General features: G+C 55.5%; 12 protein-coding genes. 7 read left to right on the top strand and 5 right to left on the bottom strand.

Going from position 1 to position 16,099, the window contains the following annotated elements:
- Window positions 1-819: 819 nt before the first annotated feature.
- The gene (gene glpD, locus DFO57_RS19925; protein WP_014604841.1) at window positions 820-2,325 is read right to left on the bottom strand and encodes a glycerol-3-phosphate dehydrogenase; all 1,506 of its coding nucleotides are present in this window, start codon (window positions 2,323-2,325) and stop codon (window positions 820-822) included.
- A 226-nt stretch (window positions 2,326-2,551) separates the two neighbouring features.
- Here glpD and glpE point away from each other — a divergent pair, with 226 nt between their 5' ends.
- The 5 genes from glpE (at window position 2,552) to malQ (ending at window position 9,165) form a co-directional block, all read left to right on the top strand.
- On the top strand, window positions 2,552-2,878 hold the full coding sequence (glpE, locus tag DFO57_RS19935; RefSeq protein ID WP_014604842.1) for a thiosulfate sulfurtransferase GlpE: 327 nt from the start codon (window positions 2,552-2,554) through the stop codon (window positions 2,876-2,878).
- Between the two features lie 29 nt (window positions 2,879-2,907).
- A complete protein-coding gene (gene glpG / locus DFO57_RS19940; RefSeq protein WP_013027532.1) occupies window positions 2,908-3,726 on the top strand; it encodes a rhomboid family intramembrane serine protease GlpG in 819 nt (272 codons plus the stop codon).
- Window positions 3,727-3,765: 39 nt separating this feature from the next.
- On the top strand, window positions 3,766-4,524 hold the full coding sequence (locus DFO57_RS19945; protein ID WP_013027531.1) for a DeoR/GlpR family transcriptional regulator: 759 nt from the start codon (window positions 3,766-3,768) through the stop codon (window positions 4,522-4,524).
- 153 nt (window positions 4,525-4,677) lie between these two features.
- On the top strand, window positions 4,678-7,083 hold the full coding sequence (malP, locus tag DFO57_RS19950) for a maltodextrin phosphorylase (RefSeq protein ID WP_110015628.1): 2,406 nt from the start codon (window positions 4,678-4,680) through the stop codon (window positions 7,081-7,083).
- A gap of 9 nt (window positions 7,084-7,092) precedes the next feature.
- A complete protein-coding gene (gene malQ, locus DFO57_RS19955; protein ID WP_110015629.1) occupies window positions 7,093-9,165 on the top strand; it encodes a 4-alpha-glucanotransferase in 2,073 nt (690 codons plus the stop codon).
- Window positions 9,166-9,202: 37 nt separating this feature from the next.
- Here the strand turns inward: malQ and nfuA are convergent, their stop codons facing one another.
- Window positions 9,203-9,778: a Fe-S biogenesis protein NfuA gene (nfuA, locus tag DFO57_RS19960; RefSeq protein WP_013027528.1), complete on the bottom strand. Its 576-nt coding sequence runs from the start codon at window positions 9,776-9,778 to the stop codon at window positions 9,203-9,205.
- 58 nt (window positions 9,779-9,836) lie between these two features.
- Window positions 9,837-10,517: a DNA utilization protein GntX gene (gntX, locus tag DFO57_RS19965; protein ID WP_105080837.1), complete on the bottom strand. Its 681-nt coding sequence runs from the start codon at window positions 10,515-10,517 to the stop codon at window positions 9,837-9,839.
- A gap of 34 nt (window positions 10,518-10,551) precedes the next feature.
- Here gntX and bioH point away from each other — a divergent pair, with 34 nt between their 5' ends.
- Both bioH and DFO57_RS19975 read left to right on the top strand, forming a co-directional pair.
- Window positions 10,552-11,328 carry a pimeloyl-ACP methyl ester esterase BioH gene (bioH, locus tag DFO57_RS19970; protein ID WP_110015630.1) on the top strand — a complete coding sequence of 259 codons (777 nt, stop codon included), beginning with the start codon at window positions 10,552-10,554 and terminating at the stop codon, window positions 11,326-11,328.
- Window positions 11,329-11,497: 169 nt separating this feature from the next.
- Complete coding sequence (locus DFO57_RS19975) at window positions 11,498-11,767, top strand: YdgH/BhsA/McbA-like domain containing protein (protein ID WP_026021071.1); 270 nt, start codon at window positions 11,498-11,500, stop codon at window positions 11,765-11,767.
- On the opposite strand, the gene DFO57_RS19980 is transcribed toward DFO57_RS19975, so the two are convergent.
- The gene (locus DFO57_RS19980) at window positions 11,768-13,453 is read right to left on the bottom strand and encodes an alpha-amylase family glycosyl hydrolase (RefSeq protein WP_110015631.1); all 1,686 of its coding nucleotides are present in this window, start codon (window positions 13,451-13,453) and stop codon (window positions 11,768-11,770) included. It abuts the gene before it with no gap.
- Between the two features lie 282 nt (window positions 13,454-13,735).
- Window positions 13,736-16,060 carry a Tex family protein gene (locus DFO57_RS19985; protein ID WP_110015632.1) on the bottom strand — a complete coding sequence of 775 codons (2,325 nt, stop codon included), beginning with the start codon at window positions 16,058-16,060 and terminating at the stop codon, window positions 13,736-13,738.
- Window positions 16,061-16,099 lie beyond the last annotated feature (39 nt).

Consider the following 16,099-nt stretch of genomic DNA (forward strand, 5'->3'; position numbering starts at 1 on the left):
CCGGCGTCCGGCAGCCGCCGCTGTACCTTCGTCACTCACTGCGGCCTGACGGACCGTCCGGATGCGCCATCCCTGGCGCAGCCGTCCTCGTCGCGGCTTCCGTGCCGCGACGTCCTGGCCTTCGTTCTCTCCTCAGCGCGGCGGATGCCTCGAGCAAACCCTCGCCTGTGAGGGCGTGTATTTTCCCAAAGGCCTGCTTTGCCTGTTATTAACATGCGCAATCAGAACTGAAGACAGGAAGGCCTGACGAAAATGAAAAAATGAACAGCAATAAGCTGTGATGCTTTTCTGGCATCTGAAGCGATGTTTTCTGACATCTGAAGCGATACAGGCGTTGGTTTTCACACAGTTATCAAAGCGGGGGAGTTGGGCCGGCCTTCCCGTCCCGCTGAGCGGATGCAGGATTTCCGGATGAGCCGACAGGACGTCGGCGAAAGTCAGGCCGCGCCAGGGACGGCGCGTCCTGGCGGTCCGGCAGAAATCCTGAAGCAGCGAAGGCACCGCGCAGCGGCGGGTGGGCATGACGGGAGCCCGGGGTCAAGGGGCCGCGGCGACTGGCGGCCCCTTGTCGGTCGCCCGCACGGGGCGGACTGAAACTGCCCGCCGCCTGGCGAGCGAAACCTTCTTAGAGTTACATAACTGGATGCCGCTCAGGCTGGCAATCGAAACCTTCTCAGAGTTACATAACTGGACGCCGCTCAGGCAACCAACCAAAAGCCACGTTCATGCAATGAACCTCAACACGTTGCCGCGCAGGCAAAAAAAAGCGGCACAACAGGCCGCAACCTGTTGCACCGCGCTTTCTGCACTGACGCGCGACTACGATGCCAGCGACAGCGTAGGCTTCGCCTTAGCCGCCAGCCATTCGGCAATGCGTGCCTGCTGGGCTTCGTTCAGCCACATACCTTGCTTGGTACGGCGCCAGATAGCGTCATCCACTTCACGCACCCACTCATGCTGCACAAGGTAACGTAACTCCGCCTCATAAAACTCATGACCGAAGTTTTCACCCAGGTCTTCCAGCGATGTCGCATCTTTAAGCAGCACTTCGGTGCTGCTACCGTAAGTGCGGGCGTAGTGACGTGCCATGTTTTCAGTAATGAACGGGTAACGACGGCGCAGGCTGGCAGCGTAATCGTCGCTGCTGCCGGAAATATTACCGCCGGGCAGCACGCAGTTTTTAGTCCATGCTGCGCCCGCATCAGGATAATACTTCGACAACTTCTCCAGCGCATGCTCGGCCAGTTTACGGTAAGTCGTTAATTTACCGCCGAAAACGGACAGCAGCGGCGTCTGACCGTTGTCATCGCGGACATCCAGGGTGTAATCGCGAGTGATTGCCTGCGGCGAATCGGACTCGTCATCACAAAGCGGACGCACGCCGGAATAGGTCCACACAATGTCGTCAGGCGTCAGCTGCTTTTTGAAATGGCCGTTGTACACCTTCAGGATGTAGTCGATTTCATTATCATCAATAGCGACGCTTTTCGGATCGCCTTTGTATTCCACGTCGGTGGTGCCAATGATAGAAAACTCATCCATCCACGGAATGACAAACACAATACGGTTATCTTCGTTTTGCAGGATATAAGCCTGCTTCTCATTGTGAACGCGCGGCACCACAATATGGCTGCCTTTGATCAGGCGAATACCGTAAGGCGATTTCAGCTCCAGGCCATCGTCGAAGAACTGCTTAACCCATGGACCGGCGGCGTTGACCAGGCCTTTGGCCTGCCAGGTGAAGGTTTTGCCGCTGTCGATATCCTCAGCTTCTACCATCCACAGGCCGTTCTCACGCCATGCGCGAGTCACGCGAGTGCGGGTACGCACCTCACCACCATGTTTAACCACTTCCTGCGCATTGAGTACCACCATTCGGGCATCGTCCACCCAGCAGTCGGAATACTCAAAACCGCGCTTAATTTCAGGCTTAAGTGCAGACTCTGCACCAAAGCTCAGGCTTTTACTGCCCGGCAGGCTCGTGCGCTTGCCCAGGTGATCGTACATAAACAGGCCAGTACGGATCATCCACGCCGGGCGCAGATGCGGGCGGTGTGGTAAGCGAAAGCGCATTGGGAACGCGATATGGGGTGCCATCTTTAACAGCACTTCGCGCTCGGCCAGCGCTTCGCTCACCAGACGGAATTCATAATGTTCAAGGTAGCGCAGGCCACCGTGAATCAGCTTTGAGCTGGCGGAAGAGGTCGCGCAAGCCAGGTCCCGCGCCTCTAGCATTAACACCGACAGTCCGCGTCCTGCAGCGTCTGCTGCGATGCCAGCACCGTTGATGCCGCCGCCGATAACGATCAGGTCTTTGGTTTCCACGTTGTCTCCTCCGATGTTCGGAATAGTTCAATTATGTTCGTTTTCGAGCATAATCATAATCGCAAACCAACATTGATGCCAGTATTTAACCACCTAAAAACAATTTTGCGTGATATGGATAACATTATCTGGGCGCAAAGGTGAATAGCCGTAGTGATTGTCAGGTTATTGGCGAGGATTATCAGGTTACACTAAACGTCATTTTGATGATGTTACGAGAGACACCATGGAAACTTACCAATGTATTGATGTTCATCAGGCTCAACAGCGGCTGGCACAAGGCGCAGTAATGGTGGATATCCGCGATGCGCAAAGTTTTGCTCTTGGTCATGCCAACGGCGCCTTGCATTTATCGAATAACAACCTTAATGATTTTATCAGTTCAACCGATACAAGCCTGCCGGTGCTGGTAATGTGCTATCACGGCAACAGCAGTAAAAGTGCAGCGGATTATCTGCACGCCCAGGGATTTACCACTGCTTACAGTATTGATGGCGGGTTTGATGCCTGGCGCGCCGCCTTCCCTCAACAGGTGACCAGTGGCGCTGAGTGACTGGCCAGGCGTAACACGGAGAGTGAGTAATGCGCATTACCCAATTTAACCAGCCGCGCATGGCGCAGGCTTTTGTTGACTATATGGCAACGCGCGGCGTGAAATTGCGTATTGAACGTGAAAGTCATTACGTCATTATGCTGGATGATGAAAGCCAGCTTTCGATGGTCGAAAACGAACTTCAGCAGTTTGTGCGCGATCCCAACCATCCGCGCTACCAGGCGGCAAGCTGGCACAGTGGTAAAACCGACAGCGGGTTGCGCTATGAGCGAAGCAACATCTGGGCAAACATCCGTGAGCGTGCCGGGCCATTGACCATGGTGGTTATGTTTGCCTGTATTGCGGTATTTGTGCTGATGCAGGTACTGGGCGATCGTACCGTAATGTACTGGCTGGCGTGGCCAGATGCCGATCAACATTTTGAGATCTGGCGCTGGTTCAGCCATGTGCTACTTCACTTTTCACTATTGCACATCCTGTTTAATCTGATGTGGTGGTGGTATCTCGGTGGAGCCGTAGAAAAACGGCTGGGTAGCGGTAAGCTTTTTGTTATTTTTATCATTTCCGCACTGCTCAGCGGCTGGCTTCAGTCGAAATTTAGCGGTATCTGGTTTGGCGGCCTGTCCGGTGTGGTCTATGCGCTGATGGGATACTGCTGGCTGCGCGGTGAACGCGATCCCGACAGCGGTGTTTATCTGGAGCGTGGGTTAATCGGCTTTGCACTTGTCTGGCTGGTGGTGGGCTGGTTTGGTGCATTTGGTCTGGCTATCGCTAACGCAGCACACGTTGGTGGCCTGCTTGTCGGACTGGCAATGGCGTTTGTCGACACACGCAAGCGTAAACGGTAGTCACAACGAATAAGAATAAGCCCGAAACAGGAGAGGAATGTGAAGCAGACGCAACGTCATGACGCCATTATTGATCTGGTTCGGCGTCAGGGATATGTCAGTACTGAGGAGCTGGTCGATCATTTTGAGGTCAGCCCACAAACGATTCGTCGTGATTTAAACGACCTTGCCGATCAAAATAAAATTCAGCGCCACCACGGCGGCGCGGCCTTGCCTTCCAGTTCAGAGAATACCGCCTGGCAGGATCGCAAGATGATGTGGTCAGCTGAAAAAGCGCGTATCGCACAGCGGGTGGCCAGCCAGATACCGGACGGGGCGACGCTGTTTATCGATATCGGTACCACACCAGAAGCCGTGGCACATGCGTTGTTAAACCATAGCGATTTACGCGTGGTGACCAACAACCTGAACGTGGCAATGCTGTTGATGGGCAAGCCAGACTTCAGGGTCATTATCGCCGGTGGAGAAGTGCGTACGCGTGACGGCGCAGTCATGGGGGAAGCGACGCTGGACTTTATTTCACAGTTTCGTCTTGATTACGGCATCCTCGGGATCAGCGGCATCGATATGGACGGATCGCTGCTGGAGTTTGACTACCACGAAGTCCGTACCAAACGCGCCATCATCGAAAACTCCCGCTGTGTCATGTTGGTGGTAGACCACTCGAAATTTGGCCGTAACGCGATGGTCAATCTGGGCAATATGAGCCAGCTCGACTATCTCTACACCGATAAGATGCCGCCTAACAGCATCATGAAAGTTATTGAACAGCATGAGGTTCACCTCGAACTCTGCTGAGACCTGTACGCCAGTCAGATCACTGGCGTTTTTCAAACCTGCCTGTCGCTTTTTTCTCCACTCGCGTATTTAATTAACATGGCCGCCAGCAATATGGCTGGCCTATGCGCATTCCATTTTTGCTTTAACCATATGGATACAAAAGGGAGTGATATGCCACAGCAGAAATTCAACAAATCCCGTTTTCAGGCTGCGTTAACCCGCCACTGGCAGCATCTTGGTTTCTCGTCCGCAAAACAAATGACGCCGCACCAGTGGTGGCAGGCACTGAGTGCCACGGTCAACGAATTGCTCAACGCCCAACCGGCGGTCCGGGGCGCGCAACCCCAGCGTCACGTTAACTATCTCTCAATGGAGTTTCTGCTGGGGCGCCTTACAGGAAATAACCTGATGAATCTGGGGTGGTACGACGAGGTCAAATCCCTGCTGGCGGAATACCAGGTTGAGTTAAGCGAATTACTGGAAGAAGAAGTTGATCCGGCATTGGGGAACGGTGGCCTGGGCAGGCTGGCTGCCTGTTACATGGACTCAATGGCGACGGTTGGGCAGCCCGCTACCGGGCACGGGCTTAACTACCAGTACGGTTTGTTTCGCCAGCGTTTTGCAGAGGGGAAACAGGTCGAGGAACCCGACGACTGGGCGCGCGAGACGTACCCCTGGTTTCGGCATAACGCCGCGCTGGATGTCCGCGTCGCGATGGGCGGAAAAGTCATTAAGCAGGATGACGGGCGTAAAGTGTGGGAGCCCGCCATTTATCTTCGTGGAGAAGCCTGGGATTTACCGGTAACGGGTTATCGCAATGGCGTCACCCTGCCGTTGCGGCTGTGGAAAGCGACAAGTGAGCATCCCTTTGACCTGACCCTGTTCAACGACGGTCAGTTTTTACAGGCTGAGAAGCAGGGGATTGATGCCGCCAGCCTGACCAAAGTGCTCTATCCCAATGATAACCATCCACAGGGCAAACGCCTGCGTTTAATGCAGCAGTATTTTCAGTGTGCCTGTGCGGTGGCCGATATTCTGCGTCGCCATCATCAGGCGGGGAGAAGCATTCATGCGCTGCCTGATTTTGAGGTCATTCAGCTTAACGATACGCATCCCACTATCGCCATTCCGGAGATGCTGCGTCTGCTGCTGGATGAGCACCAGCTAAGTTGGGACGAGGCCTGGCATATCACGAGTCGTGTGTTTGCCTATACCAATCACACCTTAATGCCCGAAGCCCTTGAGCGCTGGGATGAGAAGCTGATGCGCAGCCTGCTGCCGCGCCACATGATGATCATCAAAGAGATCAACCGTCGCCTCAAACAGCAGGTCAAACAGCGCTGGCCTGATGACAAAGCGCTTTGGAACAAACTGGCTGTGGTCGCCGAGGGGCAGGTCAGAATGGCCAATCTTTGCGTTGTCAGTGGCTTTGCGGTGAATGGCGTGGCTGAACTGCATTCCGGGCTGGTCGTGACGGATCTTTTCCCCGAGTACCATCAGCTCTGGCCGCAGAAGTTTCATAACATCACCAACGGCATTACGCCGCGCCGCTGGATAAAGCAGTGCAATCCTGCGCTGGCTGGCCTGATTGATGACACCCTGAAGCGTGAATGGGTCAACAACCTGACCGCGCTGCAGGGCCTTGAGCCTTACGCCGACGATCCCGTTTTCCGTGAGCGCTTTCGCGCGGTTAAGCAACACAACAAAGCGCGGTTAGCCACCTATATTGCTCAGCACACCGGCATTGTGGTTAACCCAAATGCGATTTTTGACGTGCAGATCAAGCGGCTACATGAATATAAACGTCAGCATCTGGGTCTGCTCCATATTCTGCACTGCTATAAAAACGTCCGCGACAACCCCAATGACGCCAGTATCATTCCCAGAGTGTTTCTGTTTGGGGCAAAGGCGGCACCAGGCTACTACCTGGCAAAGAACATTATCTATGCCATTAACAAGGTGGCAGAGGTGGTGAACAACGATCCGCTTGTCGGCGACAAGCTGAAGGTGGTCTTTATTCCGGATTACCGCATCACGGCCGCCGAATACCTGATTCCCGCCGCCGATCTGTCAGAGCAGATTTCCACCGCAGGCTATGAAGCTTCCGGCACCGGCAACATGAAACTGGCACTGAATGGCGCGCTGACTATCGGCACGCTGGATGGCGCCAACGTGGAAATTGCGGAGCAGGTAGGGGCAGAAAATATCTTTATTTTTGGCAATACCGTGGATGACGTTAAAGCCCTCAAGGCCGGAGGCTACAAACCGCAAAAAGTCCGTAAGCACAACAAGGAACTGGATGAACTGTTGAGATCACTGAAAAAAGGAACGTTCAGTCATGGCGATAAGCATGCATTCAACCTAATGTTGGATAGCCTGACAAAAAATGGCGATCCCTGGCTGGTGCTGGCGGATTATCAGGCCTATATCGATGCGCAGAAACGGGTTGAGGCCTTGTGGCGCGATCGGGAAGCCTGGACGCGCGCCGCCATTCTCAACACGGCGCGAACCGGTATTTTTAGTTCGGATCGGTCGATTCGGGACTATCAACAGCGCATCTGGCAGGCGCAACGCTAAGGAATTGCGATGAAATCCACTTCACTTGATAAAGCCGCCCAGGCGGCGGGAATAGCGCTCACGTATTTCGATGCGAACGGTGAACCTGAAGCCATCAGCGATGATACCAAACGCGCCTTACTGGGCATAATGGAAAACCCACAGAAAGCCGGTAAATCTCCGCTGCCACCCGTTGTGGTTTTTAGCGGTAATCGTAAACGCGAGCTGACGCCTCAGATGGACGGCAGCTTCCGCTGGCAGTTGCAGACAGAGAAAGGCAAAACCCTTAGCGGAACCCTCGAAGGCGGTGCGCCCTTTAAACTGCCTTCGCCTCTGGGGCAGGGTTATCACCAGCTGACCTTGAGCAAGGGCAAGCGTGAGTGGCAGACGCGCGTGATCGTGACACCGCGCCGTTGTTATCTGCCACCGGCCTTGCGCGCCGGAGAGAAACGCTGGGGGGCGCTGGTGCAGCTTTATACCGTGCGTTCAGAGAAAAACTGGGGCATCGGTGATTTTGGCGATCTGGAAATGTTGCTGGAGCAGCTTGCCGCACGCGGCGGCGACTTTGTTGGCCTGAACCCGTTGCATGCGCTCTATCCGTCCAGCCCCGCTTTTGCCAGCCCCTACAGCCCTTCATCGCGCCGCTGGCTGAATATTATTTACATCGATGTGGCACAGGTTGCCGATTTCCAACAAAGCAGCGCGGGTCAGAAGTGGTGGAAAAGTGCCAAAACTCAAAAGGCGTTAAAGCAAGCCCGTGAAAGCGAATGGGTGGATTATGACGCGGTTATGGCACTGAAAATTACGGCATTACGTCACGGCTGGGCCCGGTTCCAGTCGCGTGATGCGCAAGACGCACAGAAGCAGCAGTTTGCGGATTTCATCCAGCAGGGGGGCGACAGCCTGCGCTATCAGGCGGCCTATGAGGGTCTGCAGGCTGAAATGCAGGGGAAAGGTGTCACGCACGCGGGCTGGCCGGCCTGGCCTGAGCGCTGGCGTAACAGTCAGTCTTCTGACGTTCAGGATTGGTGCGCGCAGCACGCGGATGAGATTGCCTTCTGGCAGTGGTTACAGTGGCTGGCACAGCAGCAGTTCTCTCAGTGTTGGGCACGGAGCCAGGCGCTGGGCATGAGCGTGGGGCTGTATCGTGATTTAGCGGTCGGTGTGGCCGAAGGCAGTGCCGAAACCTGGCACGATCCGGAGCTGTACCGCCTTAAGGCATCAATTGGCGCGCCGCCTGACAGGCTGGGGCCGTTGGGGCAAAACTGGGGGCTGCCGCCAATGGATCCTCACGTATTGCAGGCCAGGGGCTATCAACCATTTATTGATATCCTGCGCGCCAATATGCGTGACTGCGGGGCGCTGCGTATTGACCACGTCATGGCTCTGCTGCGCCTCTGGTGGGTTCCGGCAGGTGAAACGGCGGATAAAGGCGCCTACGTCGCTTACCCTGTGCACGATCTGCTTGGCATTCTGGCGCTGGAAAGCCAGCGTTTGCGCTGTATGGTGATTGGTGAGGATCTCGGTACGGTACCTAAAGAGATCGTCAGCCTGCTGCGCGACAGCGGCGTGTTTTCCTGGAAAGTTTTGTGGTTTGAGCAGGAAAAACAGGGGAATTACCGTGCCCCCCAGGCCTATCCACGCCAGTCCATTGCCAGCGCCAGTACGCACGATCTTCCCACGTTGACCGGCTTCTGGAGTGCAGGTGATTTAGAGCTTGGCGAGAAAATCGGGCTTTATCCAGACGGGCAAACGGTACAGAACCTGCAGCAGCAGCGGATGAAGCAAAAACAGGCCTTACTGGATGCTCTGCATAAAGCGGGAGCCGTACCGTCGCGCAGCGCAAAGCGGGCGGATGCTCTGGCGATGACGGCCGAACTGAATCAGTCCGTTCACCGTTTTCTGGCGGACACGAACAGTGCGCTGCTGGGGCTACAGCCGGAAGACTGGCTGGGGATGACGACGCCGGTGAATGTGCCGGGTACGGTCGATCAATATCCCAACTGGCGGCGCAAGCTCGCGCAGCCGCTGGAACGCATTTTTGCCGACGATAACGTGAATAAACTGCTGGAAACCGTGACTAAACGACGCAAGGCAGGATAACGGATGCGCGCGACAGCCGGGCTGTCGCGCGGAAACATCAGTAGAAAGAGTGCTCGCCACGCTGATGTTCGGTGATATCGCGCACGCCTTTCAGCTGCGGGAACGCCGCCAGCAGTTCTTTCTCAATGCCGTCTTTAAGGGTGACGTCGATCATCGAACAGCCGTTACAGCCGCCGCCGAATTGCAGAATAGCAAAACCGTCGTCGGTGATTTCCATCAGCGAAACGCGACCGCCGTGGCCTGCCAGCTGCGGGTTAATCTGAGCCTGTAACAGGTACTCAACACGCTCAACCATCGGCGCATCATCGGAAACTTTACGCATTTTGGCATTAGGCGCCTTGAGCGTCAGCTGCGAACCCAGGTTATCCGTTACGAAGTCGATTTCAGCGTCTTCCAGATAGGGCGCGCTCAGCTCATCCACATAGGCTGACAGCTTTTCAAATTTCAGTTCAGTATCTGTCGCTTCTACCGCATCCGGTGGGCAGTAGGACACACCGCATTCGGCAGTTGGCGTACCCGGGTTAATCACGAATACGCGAATCTGGGTGCCATCTTCTTGTTTGGATAGCAGTTTTGAAAAATGCTCTTGGGCAGAATCAGTAATTCGGATCATGTCAGTTGCTCAATAGTTGACTAATTTAGTTGGTTATAATACGCCCATCATTCAGGCTCTACAAGGTACGGCACAGGCACCACACTTGCACGCTGGCTGCGCCTCGCCCCTGTAACAGGCGGCTGATTTCTCTGACCGTGCTGCCGGTCGTCACCACATCATCGATTAAGGCGATATGGCGTCCGTTAACATCCGTTTCAAGGCAAAACGCACCGCGTAGATTGCGGCGCCGCTGACGGGCACTCAACTGATGCTGAACGGCGCCGGCGCGCTGACGGGATAACGCCAGGCTGAATTCACACTCCAGCCAGCGTGCCAGCGGCGTTGCCAACAGGGCCGTCTGGTTGTAACCGCGCCGCCAGCAGCGTCGGGCATGCAGCGGAACACACATCAGTAAGTCGGGACGAACGGTCTGTCCTCTGCGATACGCATTGAGCCAGCTTAGCAAAAGCAGCCGGGCCAGCATCACCCTGAGTGCGGTAATACCCGAAAATTTTAATTGATTCACCCATGTGCTGAGCGGGGGCTGATAGTGGCTGACGCAGATTAGCGCCTGCCAGGGCGGCGGTCTAAGCAGGCAACGACCGCAGGGCAGAGCATCGGATACGGCAGGCAGGCCGCAGCACGGACACAGTGATGGCAGCCGTGGTAGCTGGCGCAGGCAAATGCTGCAGAGTCCATGCAGGGCAATCCGCAAGGGTAACTGACATAGCCAACACAGGGCGGGCATTGGTAGCATAGTGACCTCCTTATCAATCATGGAATAGTAACGGATGAGCTCACTTTACTGGCATACCTGTGGCGAAGGAGATGACGATCTTGTGCTGCTGCACGGCTGGGGACTGAATGCGGAAGTGTGGCAAAACATTGTGCCGCGACTCAGCGCACAGTTTCGCCTGCACCTGGTGGATCTGCCTGGCTATGGTCGCAGCCGCGGGTTTGCTGCCCTGTCGCTGGAACAGATGGCGCAGACACTGGTGCCCTTTCTGCCGCCTCGCGCTATTGTGCTGGGGTGGTCGCTTGGCGGGCTGGTCGCCACACAGCTGGCGTTGAGCGAGCCAGAGCGGTTACGCGCCCTGATTACGGTGGCTTCTTCGCCCTGTTTTACGGCCCGCGATGACTGGCCGGGTATTGCCCCCTTAACCCTGCATAACTTCCAGCAGCAGCTCAGTCACGATTTTCAGCGCACCGTCGAGCGTTTTCTGGCGCTGCAGACCATGGGAACGGAAACCGCTCGGGCGGATGCACGTAAGCTCAAGGAGGTGGTATTGTCGCAGCCGATGCCAGACGTGGCCGTGCTCAATGGCGGCCTGACGATTCTGAGCGACGATGACTTGCGTGACAGGCTTACGGCCATTACGCTGCCCTTTTTGCGGATGTATGGCGCGCTGGATGGTCTGGTGCCGCGCCGGATTGTGCAGCAACTCGATCCGCTGCTGCCCACGTCGCCGTCTGTCGTAACGGACAAAGCGGCACATGCCCCCTTTATTTCGCACCCGGATGCGTTCTGCCAGCACATTGTTTCATTTATCAGCAAATTAGACAGATAACCTTGGCCCTCACTGGCAAATTTCTGCGCAGCGGCAATACTTCATGAGTGAGCAAGGCCGCTGCACTTCTATGCGATTAGTCAGGGAGATGACTATGCCGTTCGATATAGCCTTAAGCGATTTGCGGCTGCTTACATCTCAACAATGGATCATGAATGAGGGTAGACAAATGAAGGTTATGAAATGGGTTGTTGCATCAATGATGATGGGCGCAGTGTCATTCTCTGCTCTGGCGGCGAAAGAAGTCACCAAAGAAGAAGTGCAGAAGATGCATCTGACCAAAATCGGCACCGTAAATACCACGGCCGAAACCACGTCGCCGATGGATGCTAAGAAGAAGCTGTCAGAGGCCGCTGATGAGAAGGGTGGCAAATACTTCCTGGTGATCGCGGGTCGTGAACACGGTAAGTTCAGTGCGACAGCGGAAGTGTACAAGTAATTATCGTAGCCACATGAATTGCCAGGCATCCAGCGTTACTGGCTGGGTGCCATCAATTTTCTCACCGCTTACCACATCCTGAAAAAGATGCGCCTCCGGTAACGGGGCTTCAATCTGCCTGCCACTGAGATTAAACACACACAGTAATTCATCACCGCCGTTATGCGAATAACGCTTCATGATGAGCAGGGCATTATCGCTCTGAAACAACGTCAACGGGTTGTCGGGATGAAAGGCCGTCTGGCGTCGACGCTGCTGAATCAGTTTGCTCAGCCGGGTATAAACCTGATGGCGTAAGCCTTCGCTGTTCACCAGTGCGTCTTCGATAGCGGAGAGCGAATATTTTTGCCGGTTAATGGCCCGGTTATGGCCTGCCTCACGTACGCCGTCATAGTCATTACGCGATCCCAGGATGCTTTGAATATAGACGGCTGGAACACCCGGAAAGGCCAGTAAAATAGCATGCGCCAGCATAAAGCGTTTGAGGCGCGTTTCGTCGTCATCGCCTTCACGGTTAAGCGCGTCGAAATAGGTCACGTTGATTTCGTATGGGCTGGTGCTGCCGTCAGGATTGTTTTTATAGGAGATCAGCGCCCCCTCCAGTGCCAGATCGCGCACCAGCGCCGTGATCTCCACCTCCGATAAAATCCCGCGTGCCGGATTAAGACCTATACCATCGTGCGAGGCCAGGAAGTTAAAAAAGGTTGTATTGCTATTGCCCACCTGCAGGGTGCTGGCCCATTGACGCAGAGCGCGAGCCGATCCGGTGTGAATGGCATGCAGCACCAGCGGCGGCAAGGAAAACTGATACACCATCTGGGCTTCGTCTTGCCCGTTCCCAAAGTAGCTGATGTTGTCTTTGTGCGGCACATTCGTTTCGGTGATGATGACGGTGCCGGGTGCGACCACGTCGGCAATGGCGCGAAACAGTTTGACCAGCAGATGCGTTTTTTCGAGGTGAATACAGTTCGTGCCTGGCGTTTTCCACATGTATCCCACCGCATCCAGTCGCACATAGTCCGCGCCACGTTTCAGATAGTCGAGTAGTACCTCTACCATGCGCACCAGCACCCTGGGACGGGCAAAGTTAAGGTCAATCTGATCGGCACTGAACGTGGTCCAGACAAAGCGGATTTCACCGTTTTCCAGCGTAAAGGGGGTGAGCAACGGTGACGTTCTTGGCCGCGTGACCGCGCTGAGGTCGGTGGTGGGCGGCAGGCTGATAAAAAAATCATCCCAGCCTTCATCCTGAGCAAGATAATGTTTAAACCACGCACTATGCGCTGACATATGGTTACAGACAAAGTCGAACATCAGGCGCGTTTCCTGATGCAGTAAGGCAATGTCCTGCCAGTCGCCACACAGCGGATCGACCTGATGGTAGTTAATGACCGAAAAGCCGTCGTCAGACGAATAGGGATAAAACGGCAGGAGGTGCACCAGCGGAAACGTGGCGTGCAAATGCTGCTGGTAGAAACGTGAAAAGGTGTTGAGTGTGGGTTTGCCCGGCTCGCGGAACTGATCGGCATACGTAATCAGCACCACGTCCTGCTCATCCCAGTGGGCCTTTCTCGGCAGCTTAGTGGTGTCACGGGCTTCAACGATCGTGGCGAGCAGGCGTTCGCGCATAGCCTGAGGAAAGGCATCGGCATAAATCTTATCGATTAAAGCAGTGATCTTTTCCATTATCAAAGGGTGCCACAGCAGGTGTCGTTATTATGACGGGCGTCTTTTTAGCGTAGCGTCAGGGCGGGGATTTTCAACTCAAACGTGCCAGGTCGGCCTGAAAAGCCAGTGCAAAGCAGCAGGCGTGAAGCCCCACGTCGGCAACCGCGCCCACGTCAGAAGGTAAACAGGGGCAGCCTGGAACGTTTTTTCTGTTCAGATAAAACGAGCGACCAGCGAGAGAAGGATGACAGTCACCTCCTTCTCCATGACGGGTATAAGAGGTGACTGCGTGGTGCGTAACTAGCGTTTTTTACCGAATGCCGCCGCTAGCGCGTCGCCCATGGCGCTGTTGCCTGCGGGCTGGCTGGCAGGACGTGCGCGGCCTTTGTTCGCGGCCGGACGTTTTTCTTCGCGTGGCGCACCGCTCTTCGCGCCACGCGCGTTGCCTTCTCCCGGCTGCTCGTCAAGGCGCATGGTTAAGGCAATGCGTTTACGTTGCAGATCCACTTCCATCACTTTAACTTTAACGATGTCACCCGCTTTTACGACCTGGTGAGGATCTTCCACAAACTTGTCCGACAGCGAAGAAATATGAACCAGGCCATCCTGATGCACGCCAATATCAATGAACGCACCAAAGTTGGTGACGTTGGTCACGGCGCCTTCAAGCACCATGCCTGGCATCAGGTCATTCAGGGTTTCCACGCCTTCGGCAAACTGTGCCGTTTTAAACTCAGGACGGGGATCGCGGCCCGGCTTTTCCAGCTCTTTCATGATGTCGGTCACAGTCGGTAAACCAAAGCGGTCGTCTGTGAAGTCCAACGCTTTCAGGTTACGCAGGCTGGTGGGATTGCCCATCAGCTCACTCAGCGCCTGCTCGGTCGCGGCCAGAATGCGTTCCACCACCGGATAAGCTTCCGGGTGCACCGTCGAGGCATCCAGTGGATTATCGCCGTGGTTGATGCGCAGGAAGCCAGCGCACTGCTCAAACGCTTTAGGCCCAAGACGGCTGACCTTGAGAAGCTGCTGACGGTTCTGGAAACGGCCGTTTTCATCGCGCCAGCCAACAATATTTTGTGCCATCATGCGGGTTAACCCGGCCACGCGCGTCAGCAGCGGTACCGAAGCCGTGTTGAGATCGACACCGACAGCGTTCACACAGTCTTCCACCACCGCATCCAGTTTTTTTGCTAGCTGGCTCTGGCTGACGTCATGCTGATACTGGCCGACACCGATCGATTTCGGATCGATTTTCACCAGTTCGGCCAGCGGATCCTGCAGGCGACGGGCGATCGACACTGCGCCACGCAGTGAGACATCCAGATCCGGAAATTCCAGCGCAGCTAATTCAGACGCGGAGTAGACTGAGGCGCCCGCTTCGCTGACGATCACTTTCTGGGCGGTGACCTGGGGAAACTGTTTTTGCAGATCCAGAAAGAAGCGCTCGGTTTCACGTGAGGCGGTGCCATTACCGATGGCGACCAGTTCCACCTGATGTTTAACGCACAGCGCCGCGACCGCCGCCGCCGCCTTGGCCGTTTGCCCGGTATGCGGATAAACTGTATCGGTGGCGACCAGCTTGCCGGTCGCGTCAACCACGGCAACTTTCACACCGGTACGCAGGCCGGGATCCAGGCCCATCGTGGCCCTCATGCCCGCAGGTGCCGCCATTAACAGGTCGTGCAGGTTACGGGCAAAGACGTTAATGGCCTCGTCTTCCGCACGCTCGCGAACGGTACCCATCAGCTCGGTTTCCAGATGCAGCATGACTTTGATGCGCCAGGTCCAACTGACCACGGCCTTGCGCCAGCTGTCAGCCGGTGCGTTATTCAGTCGCAGATTCAGGTGTTCCGCAATCAGGGTTTCACCGTGGCTTTCGCGCGGTGGCTCATCAAACTGCGGATCGGCATTCAGCGACAGCTGTAAAATACCTTCATTACGACCGCGCAGCATGGCCAGCGCGCGATGCGAAGGGACGCTGTGCAGCGGCTCATGGTGATCGAAGTAGTCGCGGAATTTCGCGCCTTCTTCCTCTTTGCCTTCCACCACGTTTGAGACCAGATGGGCATTTTTCCACAAATAGTGGCGGACTTTAGCCAGCAGGGCGGCATCTTCAGCAAAGCGCTCCATCAGGATATAACGCGCGCCATCCAGCGCCGCACGAACGTCAGCGACACCGTTATCCACATTCACATAGCCTGTTGCCAACTGCTCAGGGTCCTGTGAAGGATCCTGCCATAAGGTATCGGCCAGGGGTTCCAGCCCGGCTTCAATCGCGATTTGGCCACGCGTACGGCGCTTAGGCTTATAGGGCAGGTAGAGGTCTTCAAGTTCGGTTTTGCTGAGGGTGGTATTGATGGCATTCGCCAGATCGTCGGTGAGTTTTCCCTGTTCCTCTATAGATTTCAGGATGGCCTGCCGACGCTCGGATAATTCACGCAGGTAGCTGAGGCGGGTTTCGAGCTGGCGGAGTTGTGTATCATCCAGGCCGCCCGTCACCTCTTTACGATAACGTGCGATAAACGGCACGGTATTCCCTTCATCCAACAGGCGGACGGCCGCATCTACTTGCTCAGGGCGCGCCTGTAGCTCACTTGCAATTAGCTGGCTAAGAACATTCATCATCGGACTATTATGCTTTCTGGGTTGAGAAATAGCCGATAG

Origin of the sequence: Pantoea sp. AG702 (genome assembly GCF_003182295.1) — a bacterium.
In the GTDB taxonomy this organism is placed as follows: domain Bacteria; phylum Pseudomonadota; class Gammaproteobacteria; order Enterobacterales; family Enterobacteriaceae; genus Pantoea; species Pantoea ananatis.